The sequence below is a fragment of the Streptomyces sp. NPDC093089 genome (assembly GCF_044754405.1).
Classification (GTDB): Bacteria; Actinomycetota; Actinomycetes; order Streptomycetales; family Streptomycetaceae; genus Streptomyces.
In genome coordinates, this window is the sequence record NZ_JBIVPA010000013.1 from 230,905 (window position 1) to 247,897 (window position 16,993).

General features: G+C 72.6%; 13 protein-coding genes. 1 reads left to right on the top strand and 12 read right to left on the bottom strand.

Annotation, left to right across the window (positions count from 1 at the left end; translation table 11 throughout):
* Positions 1–15: 15 nt before the first annotated feature.
* The 12 genes from ACIQFX_RS29005 to ACIQFX_RS29060 all read right to left on the bottom strand — a co-directional run bounded on the left by ACIQFX_RS29005 (position 16) and on the right by ACIQFX_RS29060 (position 15,955).
* On the bottom strand, positions 16–582 hold the full coding sequence (locus ACIQFX_RS29005; RefSeq protein WP_402469215.1) for a GNAT family N-acetyltransferase: 567 nt from the start codon (positions 580–582) through the stop codon (positions 16–18).
* Positions 560–2,800, bottom strand: a complete 2,241-nt coding sequence (locus ACIQFX_RS29010) for an MMPL family transporter (protein WP_402469218.1) — start codon at positions 2,798–2,800, stop codon at positions 560–562. The genes ACIQFX_RS29005 and ACIQFX_RS29010 overlap by 23 nt, the downstream gene beginning before the upstream one ends.
* A 181-nt stretch (positions 2,801–2,981) precedes the next feature.
* Entirely contained in the window at positions 2,982–5,060 is a 2,079-nt protein-coding gene (locus ACIQFX_RS29015) for a phosphocholine-specific phospholipase C (protein ID WP_402469221.1), read from the bottom strand.
* Between the two features lie 249 nt (positions 5,061–5,309).
* On the bottom strand, positions 5,310–6,821 hold the full coding sequence (gene gatB / locus ACIQFX_RS29020; protein WP_402469223.1) for an Asp-tRNA(Asn)/Glu-tRNA(Gln) amidotransferase subunit GatB: 1,512 nt from the start codon (positions 6,819–6,821) through the stop codon (positions 5,310–5,312).
* A gap of 29 nt (positions 6,822–6,850) precedes the next feature.
* Complete coding sequence (locus ACIQFX_RS29025; protein WP_402469225.1) at positions 6,851–7,096, bottom strand: hypothetical protein; 246 nt, start codon at positions 7,094–7,096, stop codon at positions 6,851–6,853.
* Positions 7,093–8,592: an Asp-tRNA(Asn)/Glu-tRNA(Gln) amidotransferase subunit GatA gene (gatA, locus tag ACIQFX_RS29030; protein WP_402469227.1), complete on the bottom strand. Its 1,500-nt coding sequence runs from the start codon at positions 8,590–8,592 to the stop codon at positions 7,093–7,095. Before gatA ends, ACIQFX_RS29025 begins: the two co-directional genes overlap by 4 nt.
* A 6-nt stretch (positions 8,593–8,598) precedes the next feature.
* The gene (gene gatC / locus ACIQFX_RS29035; protein ID WP_056567875.1) at positions 8,599–8,895 is read right to left on the bottom strand and encodes an Asp-tRNA(Asn)/Glu-tRNA(Gln) amidotransferase subunit GatC; all 297 of its coding nucleotides are present in this window, start codon (positions 8,893–8,895) and stop codon (positions 8,599–8,601) included.
* Between the two features lie 94 nt (positions 8,896–8,989).
* Positions 8,990–11,104, bottom strand: a complete 2,115-nt coding sequence (locus tag ACIQFX_RS29040) for a putative bifunctional diguanylate cyclase/phosphodiesterase (protein WP_402469231.1) — start codon at positions 11,102–11,104, stop codon at positions 8,990–8,992.
* Positions 11,105–11,357: 253 nt separating this feature from the next.
* Entirely contained in the window at positions 11,358–13,538 is a 2,181-nt protein-coding gene (gene ligA / locus ACIQFX_RS29045) for an NAD-dependent DNA ligase LigA (protein WP_402469233.1), read from the bottom strand.
* Positions 13,539–13,570: 32 nt separating this feature from the next.
* Positions 13,571–14,569: a methionine synthase gene (locus tag ACIQFX_RS29050; RefSeq protein ID WP_402469356.1), complete on the bottom strand. Its 999-nt coding sequence runs from the start codon at positions 14,567–14,569 to the stop codon at positions 13,571–13,573.
* Positions 14,570–14,709: 140 nt separating this feature from the next.
* A complete protein-coding gene (locus tag ACIQFX_RS29055) occupies positions 14,710–15,408 on the bottom strand; it encodes an SDR family oxidoreductase (RefSeq protein ID WP_402469236.1) in 699 nt (232 codons plus the stop codon).
* A 7-nt stretch (positions 15,409–15,415) separates the two neighbouring features.
* Positions 15,416–15,955 (bottom strand): TIGR00730 family Rossman fold protein, encoded by a 540-nt coding sequence (locus ACIQFX_RS29060; RefSeq protein ID WP_402469238.1) that lies wholly within the window; start codon positions 15,953–15,955, stop codon positions 15,416–15,418.
* A 98-nt stretch (positions 15,956–16,053) separates the two neighbouring features.
* On the opposite strand from ACIQFX_RS29060, the gene ACIQFX_RS29065 reads away from it, so the two are divergent.
* Positions 16,054–16,911 carry an alpha/beta fold hydrolase gene (locus tag ACIQFX_RS29065; RefSeq protein ID WP_402469358.1) on the top strand — a complete coding sequence of 286 codons (858 nt, stop codon included), beginning with the start codon at positions 16,054–16,056 and terminating at the stop codon, positions 16,909–16,911.
* The last annotated feature ends 82 nt before the right edge of the window (positions 16,912–16,993 follow it).

Below are 16,993 nucleotides of genomic sequence, written 5' to 3' on the forward strand. Positions count from 1 at the left end.
CACATGAGAGCGGCCTTAAGAAGCGGCCGCCGCCTTCGCCGCGCGCCATTCGGGGGCGAGGACGGACCAGACCTCCGTGTCCGAGCGGTTGCCGCGGTAGAGGTAGTTCTCCCGCAGCACGCCGTCCCTGGTCATGCCGAGGCGGCGGGCGACGGCGATGCTCGGCCCGTTCGCCGAGGAGGCGAGCCATTCGACGCGGTGGATGCCGCGCTCCTCGATCGCCCAGTCGATGATGGCCTTGCAGGCCCGGGTGATCAGGCCCTTCCCGGCGGCGGACGGCTCCAGCCAGCAGCCCGCCTCGGCGGTCCCGCCGGCGGCGTCGAAGATCCGGAAGAGGGCGCCGCCGACGAGGGTGCCGTCGGCCCAGACGCCGTAGAGGCGTCCGGTGTCCTTCGCGGCCTTCTCGGCGTACGAGGTGAGGTAGGCGCGGGCGGAGTCGAGGTCCGCGACGAAGTCGGGGAGGGCGATGTGCCGCCCGATGAACTCCCGGCCCCGGTCCATGTGGGCGAGGAACTCCTCCGCCTGCCAGGGCTCGAGGGGCCGCAGCTCGGCGCCGTCGTCACCCAGCGATGTCGCGAACATCGTCGTTCCTCTCCTCCGCGGCCGGAGCCGTCACACGCTGTCCCGGGATCTTCGCACGGGTGTCGGCGGCCACCCGGCACTCGGGCGGCTCGATGCTGATCCGGGGCAGGACACGGTCGAGGCTCTTCGGCAGCCACCAGTTCGCCCCGCCGAGCAGGTGCATGAGCGCGGGGACGAGGAGCGTGCGCAGGACGAAGGCGTCGAGGGCGACGGCCGCCGCGAGCGCGATGCCGAACATCGCGATGACCCGGTCGCCGGAGAGCACGAAGGCGAGGAACACCGAGATCATGATGACGGCGGCGGAGTTGATCACCCGGCTGGTCTCGGCGAGGCCGACCCGGACCGCCCGCCGGTTGTCGCCGGTCTCCAGCCACTCCTCGTACATCCGGCTGACCAGGAAGACCTGGTAGTCCATGGAGAGGCCGAAGAGCACCGAGACCATGATCACGGGGAGGAAGGGCTCGATGGGCCCGGCGCTGCCGAGGCCGAGGAGCTCGCTCCCCCAGCCCCACTGGAAGATCGCCACGACGATGCCGAAGGCGGCCGCGACGGCGGCGACGTTCATGGCGGCGGCCTTGAGCGGGATGCCGATCGAGCGGAAGGCGAGCAGGAGCAGCAGGCAGCCCAGGGCGATGACCACGCCGACGAAGAGCGGGAGCTTGCCGACGATGATCTCGGCGAAGTCGTCGTACGAGGCGGTGACACCGCCGACGTGCACCTGGAGGGAGGTGCCGGCCTCGGCATCCGGGAGGACGTCCTGGCGGAGCCGGTCGACGAGCTCGCTGGTGGCCTTGGACTGCGGCGAGGAGTCGGGGACGACGGTGAGCACGGCCGTGTCGCCGGCGCCGTTGTAGGTGACCGGGGAAACGGAGGCGACCCCGCGGGTGGCGGAGAGCGCGGCCGGGAGCGCGTCGAGGGCGACCCGGTCGTCGGCGCCGTCGATCCCGGCGACGAGGGTGAGGGGCCCGTTGACGCCCGGCCCGAAGCCCTCGGCGAGCAGATCGTACGCCTGGCGCGTGGTCGCGGTGGCCGGGTTGTTGCCCTGGTCGGAGGTGCCCAGGTGGAGCGAGAGGGTCGGCAGCGCCAGGACGCCCATGACGACGACGGCCACGGCCCCCAGGAGCTTGGGGTGGCGCTCGACGAAGGCGGACCAGCGGGCCGCGAAGCCGGTGGGGAGCTCGGGTGCCGGCCCGTGCTCGGCGAGCGTCCGCCGCTCGCGCCGGGACAGCGCCCGCGGGCCGATGAACGAGAGCAGCGCGGGCAGCAGGGTGACGGAGGCGGCGACCGTGAGGACGACGGTGAGGGAGGCGGCGATGGCGACGCCGTTGAGGAAGCCGAGCCGCAGGATCAGCATGCCGAGCAGCGCGATGCAGACGGTGGCCCCGGCGAAGACGACGGCACGGCCGGTGGTGGCGACGGCGGTCTCGGCCGCCTCGGCGACCGGGCGTCCGCGTTTGAGGCCCTTGCGGTGCCTGGTCACGATGAAGAGCGCGTAGTCGATGCCGACGCCGAGGCCGACCAGCATGCCGAGCATGGGGGCGAAGTCGGCGACGGTCATCAGATGGCCGAGGAGCACGATCCCGGAGTACGCGATGCCGACGCTGACGAGCGCGGTCGCGATGGGGAGCGCGGAGGCGGCGAGGGAGCCGAAGGCGAGGAAGAGGACGACGGCCGCGACGGCGACGCCGACGACCTCGGCGATGTGTCCGCCGGGCGCCTCGGTGAGGGCGACGGCGCTGCCGCCGAGCTCGACCTGGAGCCCGTCGTCCTCGGCGGCCTTCGCGGTGTCGACGAGGGCGCGGGCCTGGGCCTCGGGGATGTCGTCGGCCTGCTCGTCGAAGGTGACGGTGGCGTAGGCGGTGCGCCCGTCCTCGCTGATCTGGCCGGTCGTGGCCCCGTACGGGGAGGTGACGGCGGCGATGCCGGGCAGGTCGGCGGCCTTGTCGAGCATCGCGGTCATCCGCTGCTCGACGGCGTCGGCGCGGACGCTGCCTCGGTCGGTGTGCCAGACGATGGTGTCGCTGTCGCCGCCGAGGCCGTGGAAGCCCTGGTCGAGGAGGGCGGTGGCGCGGCCGGACTCGGTGCCGGGCACCTCGTAGTCGTTGGAGTAGGCGCTGCCGGCGATGACCGCGCCCGTGCCGACCCCGCCGAGCGCGAGGAGCCACAGGAGGACGACGACGAGACGGTGCCGGATGCACCATCGGGCGATGGCTGCCAAAGGACGTGCTCCCTGGTGGTTCGTGGATCTTGCACGGGAACAGCCCGAGAAGAACGCATGACCTACGTGCGTCCACTCTTACAGCCAAACGTGATCGTTTGCCCCTTTCGTGTCGATGCTCACAGGCGTGTGCGGGGGATAAGGGACCGGGGTCCCGGGCTCCCCGCACCCGCCGCGGGCATCACCCGGAGACGCTCGGGCGACCGTTCTCGATGTGCCCCATCAGCCGGCGGCGGAAGCCGGCGGGCGCGGTCACCTCGACGTCGTACCAGCCGTGCGCGTCGGCGGCCGAGTGCACGACGGTACGGGTCTTCCCGGGCTTCACCGTGACGGTCCGGGTCCAGTCGACGAGGTCGTCCTCGTCCACGTACCCCAGCGGCCTGATCGTGAAGGTCAGCCGCTCGGTGCCCATGTTGCGCAGGGTGACGTGCAGGTCGCGGTCGTGGTGGTCGATGCGCGAGGCCACCTCGGCGCCGCCCGTCGCGGGGCCCTCGAACTCGCGGCGGAAGCCGTTGGGGCCGGTGATCGTGAAGCGGTAGCGCTCGCCCGGGACGGGGACGGTCCACTCCCCCGTCCCCCGGACGTCCCGGTGCTGCGGGACGGCGAACTCGCCCGCGTACGGGTAGAGGGCGAAGTGCGCGCTCGCCCTGCCCGTGTTGCCGAGCGTGACGGTCACGGAACCGGCACCGGTCGTGGCGGAGGCGTCCGGCTGGTACGGCAGGGGGCGGGCCGGGCGGACGCCGGGCTCCTGGAGCGGCATCCGCTGCACGGCAGGGGGCTGCGGCCGCCAGCGGCCGGTGAACGGCGGGATCGGCCCCGGCCGGTCGACGGGCGGCTGCCGGCGGCCCCGCCGGAAGTCGAAGGCGGAGGTGAGGTCGCCGGTGACGGCCCGGCGCCAGGGGGTGATGTTGGGCTCCCGGACGCCGGTGAGCCGCTCCAGGAAGCGGACCACGGAGGTGTGGTCGAAGGTCTCGGAGCAGACGTAGCCGCCGACGGACCAGGGCGAGACGACGAGCAGCGGGACCCGGATGCCGAGGCCGGTGGGCTGCCCCTTCCAGCGCTCGTCCGTGTCCTCGGCGGGCGGGACCGGCGGCGGCACGTGGTCGAAGAAGCCGTCGTTCTCGTCGTAGTTGATCAGGACGACGGTGTGGCGCCACACGTCCGGGTGCGCGCCGAGGGCGTCGAGCACCTTGTAGACGAGGGTGGCGGAGGCGACCGGCGAGGAGGAGCCGGGGTGCTCGGAGTCGATCGCGGAGGGGACGAGGTAGGAGACCTCGGGGAGCGTGCCGGCGGCGACGTCGGCGCGGAAGGCGTCGGCGAGGGTGCCGGACTCGACGCGGCGCAGCCCGCGCTCGAAGAGGGAGCGCTCGGCCGCGGTCAGGTCGGCGACGCCCTCCTCCAGGAGGCCGAGGAGCCTGGTCCGCTCGGCGGCGTCGTCGGTGTCGCGGACGGCGGCGTAGAAGGACTCCATGAAGGTGTGCCCGCCGGTCTTGGCGAGCGCCTTGCGGGCGATGTCCTTGAAGGTGGTGAAGAACTCGATGTTGTTGTCGGTGAAGTTCTCCCACTCGGTGTACGTCTTCCAGCTCCGCCCGGCCGCTTCGAGGCGCTCGGCGTAGGTGGACCAGCCGTAGCCGGGGTGGGTGCCCTCGGCGTAGGCGGCGTTGGTGACGGCCCGGCTGCCGTCGGCCTCGAAGCCGGTCCAGCCGGACCACAGGTGGTTGCGGTTGGGGCTCGTCGAGGTGTGGATCGACGAGTGGTAGGCGTCGCAGACGGTGAAGGTGTCGGCGAGCTCGTAGTGCAGGGGGATGTCCTGCCGGTCGTAGTACGCCATGGTCGCCGCGGTCTTGGCCGAGACCCAGCCGTCCATCCAGCCGCCGCGCCAGGCCTTGGCGCCGCCGCCCCAGGAGTGGTCGAGGTCGCCGATGTACTGGAGGTCCTTGCGCTGCGCCTCGGCGGCGGCGCGGATCGGGAAGGGCAGCACGGTCCGGCCGAGCGCGGCCGGCTGCTCGAAGACCGGTCGACCGGAGGGCAGTTCGATCGCGTTGCGGTCGCCGAATCCGCGGACGCCGCGGAGGGTGCCGAAGTAGTGGTCGAAGGAACGGTTCTCCTGCATCAGGACCACCACGTGCCGCACCGCCGCCATCCCCCCGGCCGGGGGCTCCGCGGCCATCGCCGCCTGCAGCGACGGCGGCAGCAGCGATCCCGCCGCGGCCGCGCCGACGGCGCCTCCGCCCAGCGCGAGCAGCCTTCTGCGGGACATCCGGGACTTCTCGGGGGACAAGACCGACCTCCAGTAGACGACCAATGGTTCGCCTTCGAGCCATTGGGTGGTACGCCGGGGACGGTAGTGAGACGCGGTGACGGCGAGAAGACCCCGCGGGGACATGGCGATGAACGGCCACAGAGGGCCCGGGCAGCGGTACCCGCCCGGACCCCGGGCAAGGACAGAGGGCGGTACCGCCGTCTCGCGACAGCCGTACCGCCCTCGTACGAGGTCCCCGGGAGGGGATCAGCCCTCGGTGACGCCCAGCTTCTCCAGGATCAGGTCCTTGACCTTCGCCGCGTCCGCCTGGCCGCGGGTGGCCTTCATGACCGCGCCGACCAGGGCGCCGACCGCGGCGACCTTGCCGCCGCGGATCTTGTCGGCGATGCCCGCGTTGCCCGCGATGGCCTCGTCGACGGCCGCGCCGAGCGCGCCGTCGTCGGAGACGACCTTCAGACCGCGCTTCTCGACGACCGCGTCCGGGGTGCCCTCGCCGGCGAGGACGCCCTCGATGACCTGACGGGCCAGCTTGTCGTTGAGGTCACCCGAGGCGACCAGGGCCGAGACCCGGGCCACGTCCGCCGGCGTGATCGCCAGCTCTTCGAGGGACACGCCCTGCTCGTTGGCGTTGCGGGCGAGCTCGCCCATCCACCACTTGCGGGCCGAGGCCGCGTCCGCGCCGGCCTCGATCGTGGCGACGATCGGGTCGACCGCCCCCGCGTTGAGGATCGACTGCATCTCCAGCTCGGACACGCCCCACTCCTCGCGGAGCCGGTTCCGGCGCACGCGCGGCAGCTCGGGCAGCCCCTTCCGGAGCTCCTCGACCCACTCGCGGGCCGGGGCGACGGGGACGAGGTCGGGCTCCGGGAAGTACCGGTAGTCCTCGGCGTTGTCCTTGATGCGGCCGGAGGTCGTGGAGCCGTCGTCCTCGTGGAAGTGACGGGTCTCCTGCACGATCGTGCCACCGGAGGTCAGCACGGCCGCGTGGCGCTGGATCTCGAAGCGCGCCGCACGCTCCACCGAACGGAGCGAGTTGACGTTCTTCGTCTCCGAACGGGTGCCGAACTTCTTGGTGCCGTTCGGACGCAGCGACAGGTTCACGTCGCAGCGCATCTGGCCCTTGTCCATGCGCGCCTCGGAGACGCCCAGGGCTCGGATCAGCTCGCGCAGCTCGGCGACGTACGCCTTGGCGACCTCGGGGGCCCGCTCGCCCGCACCCTCGATCGGCTTGGTGACGATCTCGATGAGCGGGATGCCGGCCCGGTTGTAGTCGAGCAGCGAGTGCGAGGCGCCGTGGATGCGGCCGGTCGCGCCACCGATGTGGGTGGACTTGCCGGTGTCCTCCTCCATGTGGGCGCGCTCGATCTCCACGCGGAAGATCTCGCCGTCCTCCAGCTGGACGTCCAGGTAGCCGTTGAAGGCGATCGGCTCGTCGTACTGGGAGGTCTGGAAGTTCTTCGGCATGTCCGGATAGAAGTAGTTCTTCCGGGCGAAGCGGCACCACTCGGCGATCTCGCAGTTCAGCGCGAGGCCGATCTTGACGGCGGACTCGACGCCGATCGCGTTGACGACCGGCAGCGAGCCGGGCAGGCCGAGGCAGGTCGGGCACGTCTGCGAGTTCGGCTCCGCACCCAGCTCGGTCGAGCAGCCGCAGAACATCTTGGTCTTGGTGCCGAGCTCGACATGGACCTCCAGGCCCATGACGGGGTCGAACGCCGCGAGGGCCGCGTCGTACGACAGCAGTTCAGTGACAGTCACGGTGAGAATTCCCTCTGATGCCTTCGGTCTCAGCCGAACAGGACGTCGTCGTCACCGATGCGCTTGAGCTCGCGCACGAGGAGAGCGACGCCGGTGGCGATGGCGGCGGCGGACACGACGGCGTCGACCAGCTTGAGCGTGTCGTGCTCACTGCGGGCCGCACGGCCCCGCTTGACCACGTTCAGCAGGCCGAACGCGGTGGTGCCGATGGACAGGTACGTGCCGGTCTTGGACTTCTTGAAGCCCTTGGCCTTCTGCAGTGCACTGGTACTCACAGCGACGGAGCCTCCTCGAGCAGCGGGTGCCCCCACTTTTCCACGAAGGCGGCCTCGACGGCGGCGCCGACCTTGTACAGACGGTCGTCCTTCATGGCGGGAGCGATGATCTGCAGGCCGACCGGCAGACCGTCCTCGGGCGCCAGGCCGCAGGGCAGCGACATGGCGGCGTTGCCGGCCAGGTTGGTCGGGATCGTGCACAGGTCCGCGAGGTACATCGCCATCGGGTCGTCGGCACGCTCGCCGATCGGGAAGGCGGTGGTGGGCGTCGTCGGGGAGACGATCACGTCCACCTCCTCGAAGGCCTTCTCGAACTCGCGGGTGATGAGGGTGCGGACCTTCTGGGCCGAGCCGTAGTACGCGTCGTAGTAGCCGGAGCTCAGCGCGTACGTGCCCAGGATGATGCGGCGCTTGACCTCGTCGCCGAAACCGGCCTCACGGGTGAGGGCGGTGACGTCCTCGGCGGACCGCGTGCCGTCGTCGCCGACCCGCAGGCCGTAGCGCATGGCGTCGAAGCGGGCCAGGTTCGAGGAGCACTCGGAGGGCGCGATCAGGTAGTACGCCGAAAGGGCGAGGTCGAACGTCGGGCAGTCCAGCTCGACGATCTCGGCGCCCAGCTCCTTGAGCAGCTCGACGGACTCGTCGAAGCGCTGCACGACACCGGCCTGGTAGCCCTCGCCGCGGAACTGCTTGACGACGCCGACGCGCATGCCGGCGACCGAGCCGTTGCGCGCGGCCTCGACGACCTGCGGGACCTCGGCGTCGATGGAGGTCGAGTCGAGCGGGTCGTGCCCGGCGATGGCCTCGTGCAGGAGGGCCGCGTCCAGGACCGTACGGGCGCAGGGGCCGCCCTGGTCGAGGGAGGACGAGAAGGCCACCATGCCGAAGCGGGAGACCGCGCCGTAGGTCGGCTTGACGCCGACGGTGCCGGTGACGGCGGCGGGCTGGCGGATCGAACCGCCGGTGTCCGTGCCGATGGCGAGCGGGGCCTCGTACGCGGCGAGGGCGGCCGAGGAGCCGCCGCCGGAGCCGCCGGGGATCCGGGTCAGGTCCCAGGGGTTGCCGGTCGGGCCGTAGGCGCTGTTCTCCGTGGAGGAGCCCATCGCGAACTCGTCCATGTTGGTCTTGCCGAGGATGACGACGTCGGCGGCCTTCAGGTTCTTGACCAAGGTCGCGTCGTACGGCGGGATCCAGCCCTCGAGGATCTTCGAGCCCACGGTCGTCGGCATGCCGAGCGTGGTGAAGATGTCCTTGAGCGCGAGCGGCACACCGGCCAGCGGGCCGAGCTTCTCGCCCCGGGCGCGCTTCTCGTCGACGGCGCGCGCCTGCGCGAGGGCGCCCTCGCGGTCGACGTGCAGGAAGGCGTGGACCTTCTCGTCGACGGCCTCGATGCGGGCGAGGTGGGCCTCGGTGACCTCGACGGCGGTGAGCTCGCCCGCGGCGATCTTCCCGGCGATCTCGGCGGCCGTGAGCTTGATGATGGTGTTGTCCGTCATGACTTCTTAGTCCTCCCCCAGGATCTGCGGCACCTTGAAACGCTGCTGCTCCTGGGCCGGGGCGCCGGAGAGCGCCTGCTCGGGGGTGAGCGACGGACGGACCTCGTCCGCGCGCATGACATTGGTCAGCGGCAGCGGGTGGGAGGTCGGCGGTACGTCTTGGTCGGCGACCTCGGCGACGCGGGCGACCGCGCCGATGATGTCGTCGAGCTGACCGGCGAAGTGGTCGAGTTCTTCGCCGCGCAGCTCCAGACGCGCCAGCCGTGCGAGGTGGGCGACCTCCTCGCGCGTGATGCCAGGCATGCGGATCCTCACGGGGTGAGCTTGATGGTGTTGGCCCAATCCTATGGGGCTGACACCGCTGCCCGTGAAACGGTTTGCCCCCGGACGGGGTCGGTCACTGCACGACCTGGCCCGAGGGGTGGTCCAGGTCGACCTGGGCGGCGAGGTCGGCGGGGCGGCGCCAGCCGTGCTCGCCGCGGGCGAGGAGCCAGGCGGTGGCTTCGACGGGCGGCATGGCGGCGGCGACGAGCCAGCCCTGGACGGCGTCGCAGCCGAGGTCGCGGAGGCGTTCCCAGGTCTCGTCGTCCTCGACGCCCTCGGCGACGACGAGCAGGCCGAGGGAGTGGGCGAGGTCGACGGTGCAGCGGACGATCTCGGCGTCCTCGGTGTCGACGGCGAGCCGTGCGACGAAGGAGCGGTCGATCTTCAGTTCGCTGACGGGCAGCCGGCGGAGGTGGACGAGGGAGGAGTAGCCGGTGCCGAAGTCGTCGAGGGACATCTTGACGCCGTGGCCGGTGAGGCCGTTCAGCGTGTCGGCGGCCCGCTGGGGGTCCTCCAGGAGGACGTGCTCCGTTATCTCCAGCTGGAGGGCGCCGGCCGGGACGCCGTGGCGGGCGAGCCGGGCGGCGACGGCGCCGGCGAAGCCGGGGGTGTGGACGTCGCGCGGGGAGACGTTGACGGCGACCGGGACGTTGAGGCCCTGGGCGCGCCAGCGGGCCACCTGGGCGAGCGCGGTCTCCAGGACGTACTCGGTGAGGTGCGGCATCAGGCCGGAGGACTCGGCGATGGCGATGAACTCGTCAGGCGGGACCTTGCCGCGCTCGGGGTGGACCCAGCGGACGAGCGCCTCCAGGCCGGCGACCTGGCCGTCGAAGCGGACCTTGGGCTGGTAGTGGAGTTCGACCTCGCCGGCGTCGAGGGCGCGGCGGAGGTCGCCGAGGAGGCCGAGCCGGTCGGGGGTGTTGGAGTCGCGCTTGGACTCGTAGACCTCGACGCCGGTGCGGTCCCGCTTGGCCTGGTACATGGCGACGTCGGCGCGGCGCAGCAGGCCTTCGGCGTCGAGGGCGTGGTCGGGGAAGACGGCGACGCCGGCGCTGGCCTCCAGGACGAGGGTGAGTCCGTCGAGGTCGAGCGGGGAGGAGAGTTCGGCGACGAGGTGGCGGGCGACCCGCTGGGCGCTGGTGGTGGAGTCGGCGGTGGGCAGCAGGACGGCGAACTCGTCGCCGCCGAGCCGGGCGGCCTCGGCGCCGCGGGGCAGGGCGAGGCGGAGCCGTTCGGCGATCTGGAGGAGCAGTCGGTCGCCCGCGAGGTGTCCGAGGGTGTCGTTGACCGAGCGGAAGCGGTCGAGGTCGATCAGGACGAGGGCGGCGCGGGCCCCTTCGCCCTCGGCCTCCTCCAGGGCGGTCCAGGCCCGCTCCAGGAGCCACTGGCGGTTGGGGAGCCCGGTGAGCGGGTCGCGGAGCTGCTCCTCGGCGCGGGCGCGGGCGATCCACAGGGTGGAGTCGAGGGCGATGAGGGGGACGGCGAAGAGCGGCAGCAGTACCGGCCGGCTGGCGGCGACGACGCAGATGAGCGGGGCGATGCCGAGCAGGGCGACGGCGACGAGGCCCTGCCGGAGGAGGGCGCTGCGGGCGACGGTGGGCAGGCCCCGGCCCTGAGGCGCGAGGGTGTACCACAGGAGGAGCCGGGTCACCACGAGGTAGGCGCCCGCGGCGAGGACGACTTCCGGGAGGTCCCCGATGGTCCAGTCGAGGGGCTGCCAGGGCACTTCGACGGTCGGTACGTCTCCGAAGAGACCGAGGACGAGGGCGGCGGCGGCCACGCCGAGGACGTCGGCGGCGCCGTGCAGCACGCCCTGGCGCCAGCGGTGACTGCGGGCGGCGCCGACGAGGGCGACGACGGTCAGCGAGACGAGGCCGGCGGGGACCCAGCCGTACAGGAGCAGGACGGCGAGGGTGAGGGCGGCGCCGGAGCCGGTGCCGCCCCACCAGCGGTCGCGGCCGAGGGCGACCAGGTGGCCGACGATGAGGCCGGCGAGGAGGGCGAGGGACCAGCCGGGGACCCCGCCGGGGAAGAGTCCGTGACCGGTGCTCAGGGCTTGCTGGAGCCCGACGACGAGCACGACGACGGCGATGCCCACCACGGCTGCGGGCAGCCGGGAGGTGAAGTCCGGGGTGACCGCACGGCCGTGTGGCCGTGGGACCGGGGCGGCGCTCTCGGTCGGTTCCATTCCCGTCCCTCTCACAGGCGGCGGTGCCGTCGGGTGTGCGCGGGGTCGCGGTGACGCGGCCGTCCGTCGTCCGGCCGGCGCGCGGCGGGGCGGAGCCCCCGGCGGCCGTGCGGGACGAGACGCACGGTCACCACCCTAGGCCGCCGAGGGCTCCGACGGGCAGCGCTCTCCTTCTCTTGCCCGAATGCGACCCGGCCACCCGTAACGATCTGGTATGCGCCGAACGGGTGAACTTCCGCGGGGTGGCGGGCGGCTACTCGGCGACCGGGACCGCGGCCTCCCGGGCGGCCTCGGGCCCTTGTTCGAGCAGGACGGAGAAGCCTTCCTCGTCCAGAACCGGAACCTTCAGCTGCATCGCCTTGTCGTACTTCGAACCAGGGTTTTCGCCGACCACCACGAAGTGGGTCTTCTTCGAAACGGAACCGGTCACCTTCGCTCCGAGGCCCTGGAGCGACTCTTTTGCGCCATCCCTGGTGAACTTCTCCAGGGTGCCGGTCACCACGACCGTGAGGCCTTCCAGCGGACGCGGCCCCTCGTCCTCCCCGGCCCCCTCGTCCTCCAGGGTGACTCCGGCGGCCCGCCACTTGCGCACGATCTCGCGGTGCCACTCCTCGGCGAACCACTGCTTCACCGCGGTCGCGATGATCCCGCCGACGCCGTCCACGGCCGCCAGCTCCTCCTCGCTCGCCTGCTCGATCCGCTCCAGGGAGCGGAACTCGCGGGCCAGCGCCTCGGCCGCGACCGGCCCGACGTGCCGGATGGAGAGCCCGTTGATGAACCGGGCCAGCGGGCGGGTCTTCGCCGCCGCGATGTTCTCCAGCATCGCCAGGGCGTTCTTCTTCGGCTCGCCCTTCTGGTTGGCGAAGACCGTGACGATCTTCTCCTCGCCGGTCTTCGGGTCCCGCTTGGGCAGTCCGCTGTCCTGGTCGAGGACGTACGCCTTGATCGGCAGCAGCTGCTCGATGGTCAGGTCGAAGAGGTCGCCCTCGTCCACCAGGGGCGCCTCGGCCGGCTCCAGTGGGCGGGTGAGCGCCGCCGCGGCCACCTTGCCGAAGCTCTCGATGTCCAGGCACTGCCGCCCGGCCAGGAAGAAGACCCGCTCGCGCAGCTGCGCCGGGCAGGTCCGGGCGTTCGGGCAGCGGAGGTCGATGTCGCCCTCCTTCATCGCCTTCAGCGGCGTCCCGCACTCCGGGCACTCGGCCGGCATCACGAACTCCCGCTCGGTGCCGTCCCGCAGGTCGGCGACCGGACCGAGGATCTCCGGAATGACGTCGCCCGCCTTGCGCAGCACGACCGTGTCACCGATCAGCACGCCCTTGGCCTTCACCACCTCCTGGTTGTGGAGGGTGGCGAACTCGACCTCGGAACCGGCCACGGTCACCGGCTCCACCTGCGCGTACGGCGTGACGCGCCCGGTCCGGCCGACGCCGACCTTGATGTCGACCAGCCTGGTGTTGACCTCCTCCGGCGCGTACTTCCACGCGATGGCCCAGCGCGGGGCGCGGGCCGTGGAGCCGAGCCGGCCCTGGAGCGGGATCTCGTCGAGCTTGACGACCACCCCGTCGATCTCGTGCTCCACGGAGTGACGGTTCTCCCCGAAGTACGCGATGAACTCGCGCACCCCGTCGAGCGAGTCGACCACCCGGTTGTGCCGGGCGGTGGGCAGCCCCCACTCGTGCAGCAGCGCGTACGCCTCCGAGAGCCGGGAGATGTCGAAGCCCTCGCGGGCGCCGATGCCGTGGACGACCATGTGGAGCGGGCGGGAGGCGGTGACCTTCGGGTCCTTCTGGCGGAGGGAGCCGGCCGCCGCGTTGCGCGGGTTGGCGAAGGGCTTGTCGCCGGCCGCCACCAGACGGGCGTTGAGCCCCTCGAAGCCCTCCATCGGGAAGTAGACCTCGCCGCGGATCTCCACGAGGTCCGGGACGCGGTCGCCGCGCAGCCGCTCCGGGACGTCGGCGATCGTCCGCACGTTGGGCGTGATGTCCTCGCCCGTGCGGCCGTCGCCGCGGGTGGCGGCGCGGGTCAACCGCCCGTGCTCGTACGTGAGGTTGACCGCGAGGCCGTCGACCTTGAGCTCGCACAGGTAGTGGAAGTCGGGGGTGCCGACGTCCCGCGCGACCCGCTCGGCCCAGGTGGCCAGCTCCTCGTCGTCGAAGGCGTTGTCCAGGGAGAGCATGCGCTCCCGGTGCTCGACGGAGGTGAACTCGGTCTCGTACTGCCCCGCGACCTTCTGGGTCGGCGAGTCCGGGGTCCGCAGTTCCGGGTACTCCTCCTCCAGCGCCTCGAGCGCGCGCAGGAGCTTGTCGAACTCGCCGTCGCTGATGACCGGCTGGTCCTTCACGTAGTACCGGAAGCGGTGCTCCTCGACCTGTTCGGCGAGGTCGGCGTGCTTCTCCCGTGCCTCGGCGGGCAGGGCCCCCTGTTCGACTGCCACCTTCGTCCGTCCTCCCGTACCTCGGAACCCGGTCACTCCGGGTTGTCCGCGAGCGACTTCGCCGCCCGGGCGCAGTGCGCCAGCGCCGCACGGGCATAGGCGGGCGAAGCGCCCGCGAGCCCGCACGTGGGGGTGACGACCACGGACTCGGCGAGAGTCCCCGGATTCAGCCCCAGCCTGCGCCACAGCGTCCTGACACCCATGACGCTACCGCCCGGGTCCGACAACGGGCCGTCAGTGGACGGCACCACACCGGCGAGCAGCTTCGTCCCGGCCTCCACGGCCTCGCCGATCGGCTCCTCGTCACGTTCGGTGAGCAGCCCGAAGTCGAACGAGACGCCGGCGACGCCGGACCGCCGCAGCAGGGCGAAGGGGACGTCGGGGGCGCAGGAGTGGACGACGACCGGCCCGTCGTGGACGGCGACCACGTCCCGCAGGGCGCTCTCCACGACCTGGCGGTCGACGGCCCGGTAGGTGCGGTAGCCGCTGGCCGTACGGACCCGGCCGCGCAGCACCGCGGTGAGCGAGGGCTCGTCGAGCTGGAGGACGGGCCTGGCCCCCGGGACGCGCTTGCGCAGCTCGGCGAGGTGCCCGTGGAGCCCCTCGGCGAGGGAGCCGACGAGGTCGCGGCAGGCGCCCGCGTCGCCGAGGGCCGCCTCCCCGCCGCGCAGTTCGAGGGCGGCGGCAAGCGTCCACGGCCCCACGGCCTGCACCTTGAGCGGGCCCTCGTACCCCTGGGTGAACTCCTCCAGGGCGTCCAGGTCCTCGCCGAGCCAGGAGCGGGCGCGCTTGGTGTCGCGGCCGGGCCGGTCGCTGACGCGCCAGCCGCTGGGCTCCACGTGCGCGTAGAGGTCGACGAGCATCCCGATGGTCCGGCCGATCATGTCGGCACCCGGGCCGCGGGCCGGCAGCTCGGGGAGGAAAGGGAAGTCCTCGAACGATCCGGTGGCGGCCTTCGCGGCCTCGCGGGCGTCACCGCCGGGCAGCGAGCCGACGCCGGTGGCCGGACCCCAGGGCTTCGTGTCGCTCATGTCCTTCGTCCCGCCGCCCGTCGTCCCGCCGCCCGTCGTCCCGCGGCCCGTGGTGTCGCGGCCCGTGGTGTCGCGGCCCGTGGTGTCGCGGCCCGTGGTGTCGCGGCCCGTCGTCTCGCGGTCTGTCGTCTCGCCCATGTCTACCGTCCCGGGCGGACGGTGAGGTCGTTGATCTCGGCGTCGCGCGGCAGGTCGATCGCGGTGAGGATAGCCGTCGCGACGGACTCGGGGTCGATCCACCTCGACGGGTCGTACTCCTTGCCCTCCTGCTGGTGCACCTTCGCCTGCATGGGGCTCGCGGTGCGCCCCGGGTAGACGGAGGTGACCCGCACGCCGTTGGCGTGCTCCTCGTGGCGCAGGGCGTCCGCGAGGGCCTTGAGGCCGTGCTTGGAGGCCGCGTACGCGCCCCACTCGCCGTGCGCGGTCAGCCCGGCACCGGAGTTCACGAACACGACGTGGCCCTGCGAGACCCGCAGCTGGGGCAGGAGGTGGCGGGTCAGCTCGGCCGGGGCGACGAGGTTGACGTTGAGCTGGTGGTGCCAGGTCTTCGGGGTGAGCTCGCCGATCGGGCCGAGGTCGACCACGCCCGCGATGTGCAGCAGGCTGTCGACCCGCTCGGGCATGGTCTGGTGCGAGAACGCCCAGGACAGCCGGTCCGGGTCGGCGAGGTCCCCCACCAGCGTCCGCGCGCCGGGGAACTGCGCAGCGAGCTCCTTGGCCCGCCCCGCGTCGCGCGCGTGCAGCACGAGCTCGTCCCCGCGCGCGTGCAGACGGCGCGCGACGGCCGCGCCGATGCCGGAACCGGCTCCGGTGATCACATGAGTAGCCATGGGCACCATGCTCGCATCAGCGGGAGGCGATGTTCTCCTCCAGGTGGGCGAGGGCGGTCGGGCCGTCGTCCGCGAAGAAGACCAGGTCGGTGAGGGGCAGCGGGAGGAAGCCCTCGGCTTCCATGCGGTGGAACTGGGTCTTCAGGCCGTCGTAGAAGCCGGCGGTGTTGAGGAGGACGACGGGCTTGGTGTGCTTGCCGTGCTTCTTCAGCTCCAGGATCTCGGTGGCCTCGTCGAGGGTGCCGGTGCCACCGACCATGACCACGACGGCGTCGGACTTGGCGAGGAGCAGGGCCTTGCGGGCGGCCAGGTCCTCGGAGACGACCATCTCGTCCGCGTCCGGACGGGCCTTGTGGGCGAGGAAGTCGACGGAGACGCCGACGAGTCGACCGCCCGCTTCCTGGACGCCGTCCGCCACGACCTTCATGAGGCCGGTGTCCGAGCCGCCCCAGACGAGGGTGTGGCCGGCCTTGCCGAGGAGGCGGGCGAAGTCGCGGGCGGGGGCCGTGTAGCGCTCGTCGAGGTCGGCGGCGGAGAGGAAGACGCAGATGTTCATGCGCTCCACCGTAGGCCCTGACCAGCGCCTACTGATTTTCTTCGACGAATACCGCCGGGCGGCGATGAGTTCCGGTGACGTCCTCGGTCTGCCCTGCCATGGACGAGGTGAGCACCACGCCGGGCAGGATCCGGGGGCGGGTCACGTCACGGGACGGGACGCCGATCGCGTACGAGCGGTACGGGGACGGGCCGCCGCTCGTCCTGGTGAGCGGCGCCCTGGGCACGGCCGCGGGCGAGCGGGCCCTCGGCGGGCTCCTGGCCGGGCGCTTCTCGGTCGTGGCGTACGACCGGAGGGGCCGCGGCGCGAGCGGTGACACCCGGCCGTACGCGGTGGAGCGGGAGATCGAGGACCTCGCGGCGGTCGTCGGGGAGGCGGGGGCGGGGGCCGCCCTGCACGGGACGGGCACGGGAGGCGCACTGGCCCTCGCCGCGGTCGCCGCCGGCGTGCCCGCGGGTCCGGTGTCCCTGTACGAGCCTCCGTACGCGGCGGAGGAGCGCGAGCGGTGGCGGCGCGTGGCCGCCCTGCTCGACCGGGGGCGGCGGGCGGCGGCGCTCGACCTGTTCCTGGCGCACTCGGCGGGGTCCCCGGGGCCGCCGCCCGGGGTGACGGAACTGCGGCCGGGCATCGCGGAGGCGGCCCGCATGCTCGCGTACGACGTCGTCGTCGTCGGAGACGGCGTCGGCCTTGGTGTCGGCGTCGGAGACGGAGACGGAGACAGCGACGGGCGGGTGCCGGAGCGGTGGCTCGCCCGGGTCCACGCGCGCGTGCTCGTGGTCGACGGGGGTGCCAGCCCGGTGGGGACCCGGCAGGCGGCGCGTGCCCTGGCGGCGGCCCTCCCCCGGGCCCGGCACCGCACTCTGACGGGCCAGACCCATGAGGTCGCCCCGCACGTCCTGGCCCCGGTCGTCGAGGAGTTCCTGACCGAGGACAGGGAGGCCGCGGGGGTGGCGTAGAACGCTCCGGCGGGCCACGCGGGAGCCGGGGCGCGCCCCGGGGCCACGCGGGATCCTGGGGCGGGCCGGGGCTACGGGGTCG

What these genes read in the sequence shown, in the direction of transcription:
- ACIQFX_RS29005 (WP_402469215.1), bottom strand. Translation starts at nt 582, where the DNA reads ATGTTCGCGACATCGCTGGGTGACGACGGCGCCGAGCTGCGGCCCCTC.
- ACIQFX_RS29015 (WP_402469221.1), bottom strand. Translation starts at nt 5,060, where the DNA reads ATGTCCCGCAGAAGGCTGCTCGCGCTGGGCGGAGGCGCCGTCGGCGCG.
- gatA (WP_402469227.1), bottom strand. Translation starts at nt 8,592, where the DNA reads ATGACGGACAACACCATCATCAAGCTCACGGCCGCCGAGATCGCCGGG.
- gatC (WP_056567875.1), bottom strand. Translation starts at nt 8,895, where the DNA reads ATGCCTGGCATCACGCGCGAGGAGGTCGCCCACCTCGCACGGCTGGCG.
- ACIQFX_RS29040 (WP_402469231.1), bottom strand. Translation starts at nt 11,104, where the DNA reads ATGGAACCGACCGAGAGCGCCGCCCCGGTCCCACGGCCACACGGCCGT.
- ACIQFX_RS29050 (WP_402469356.1), bottom strand. Translation starts at nt 14,569, where the DNA reads ATGAGCGACACGAAGCCCTGGGGTCCGGCCACCGGCGTCGGCTCGCTG.
- ACIQFX_RS29055 (WP_402469236.1), bottom strand. Translation starts at nt 15,408, where the DNA reads ATGGTGCCCATGGCTACTCATGTGATCACCGGAGCCGGTTCCGGCATC.
- ACIQFX_RS29060 (WP_402469238.1), bottom strand. Translation starts at nt 15,955, where the DNA reads ATGAACATCTGCGTCTTCCTCTCCGCCGCCGACCTCGACGAGCGCTAC.
- ACIQFX_RS29065 (WP_402469358.1), top strand. Translation starts at nt 16,054, where the DNA reads ATGGACGAGGTGAGCACCACGCCGGGCAGGATCCGGGGGCGGGTCACG.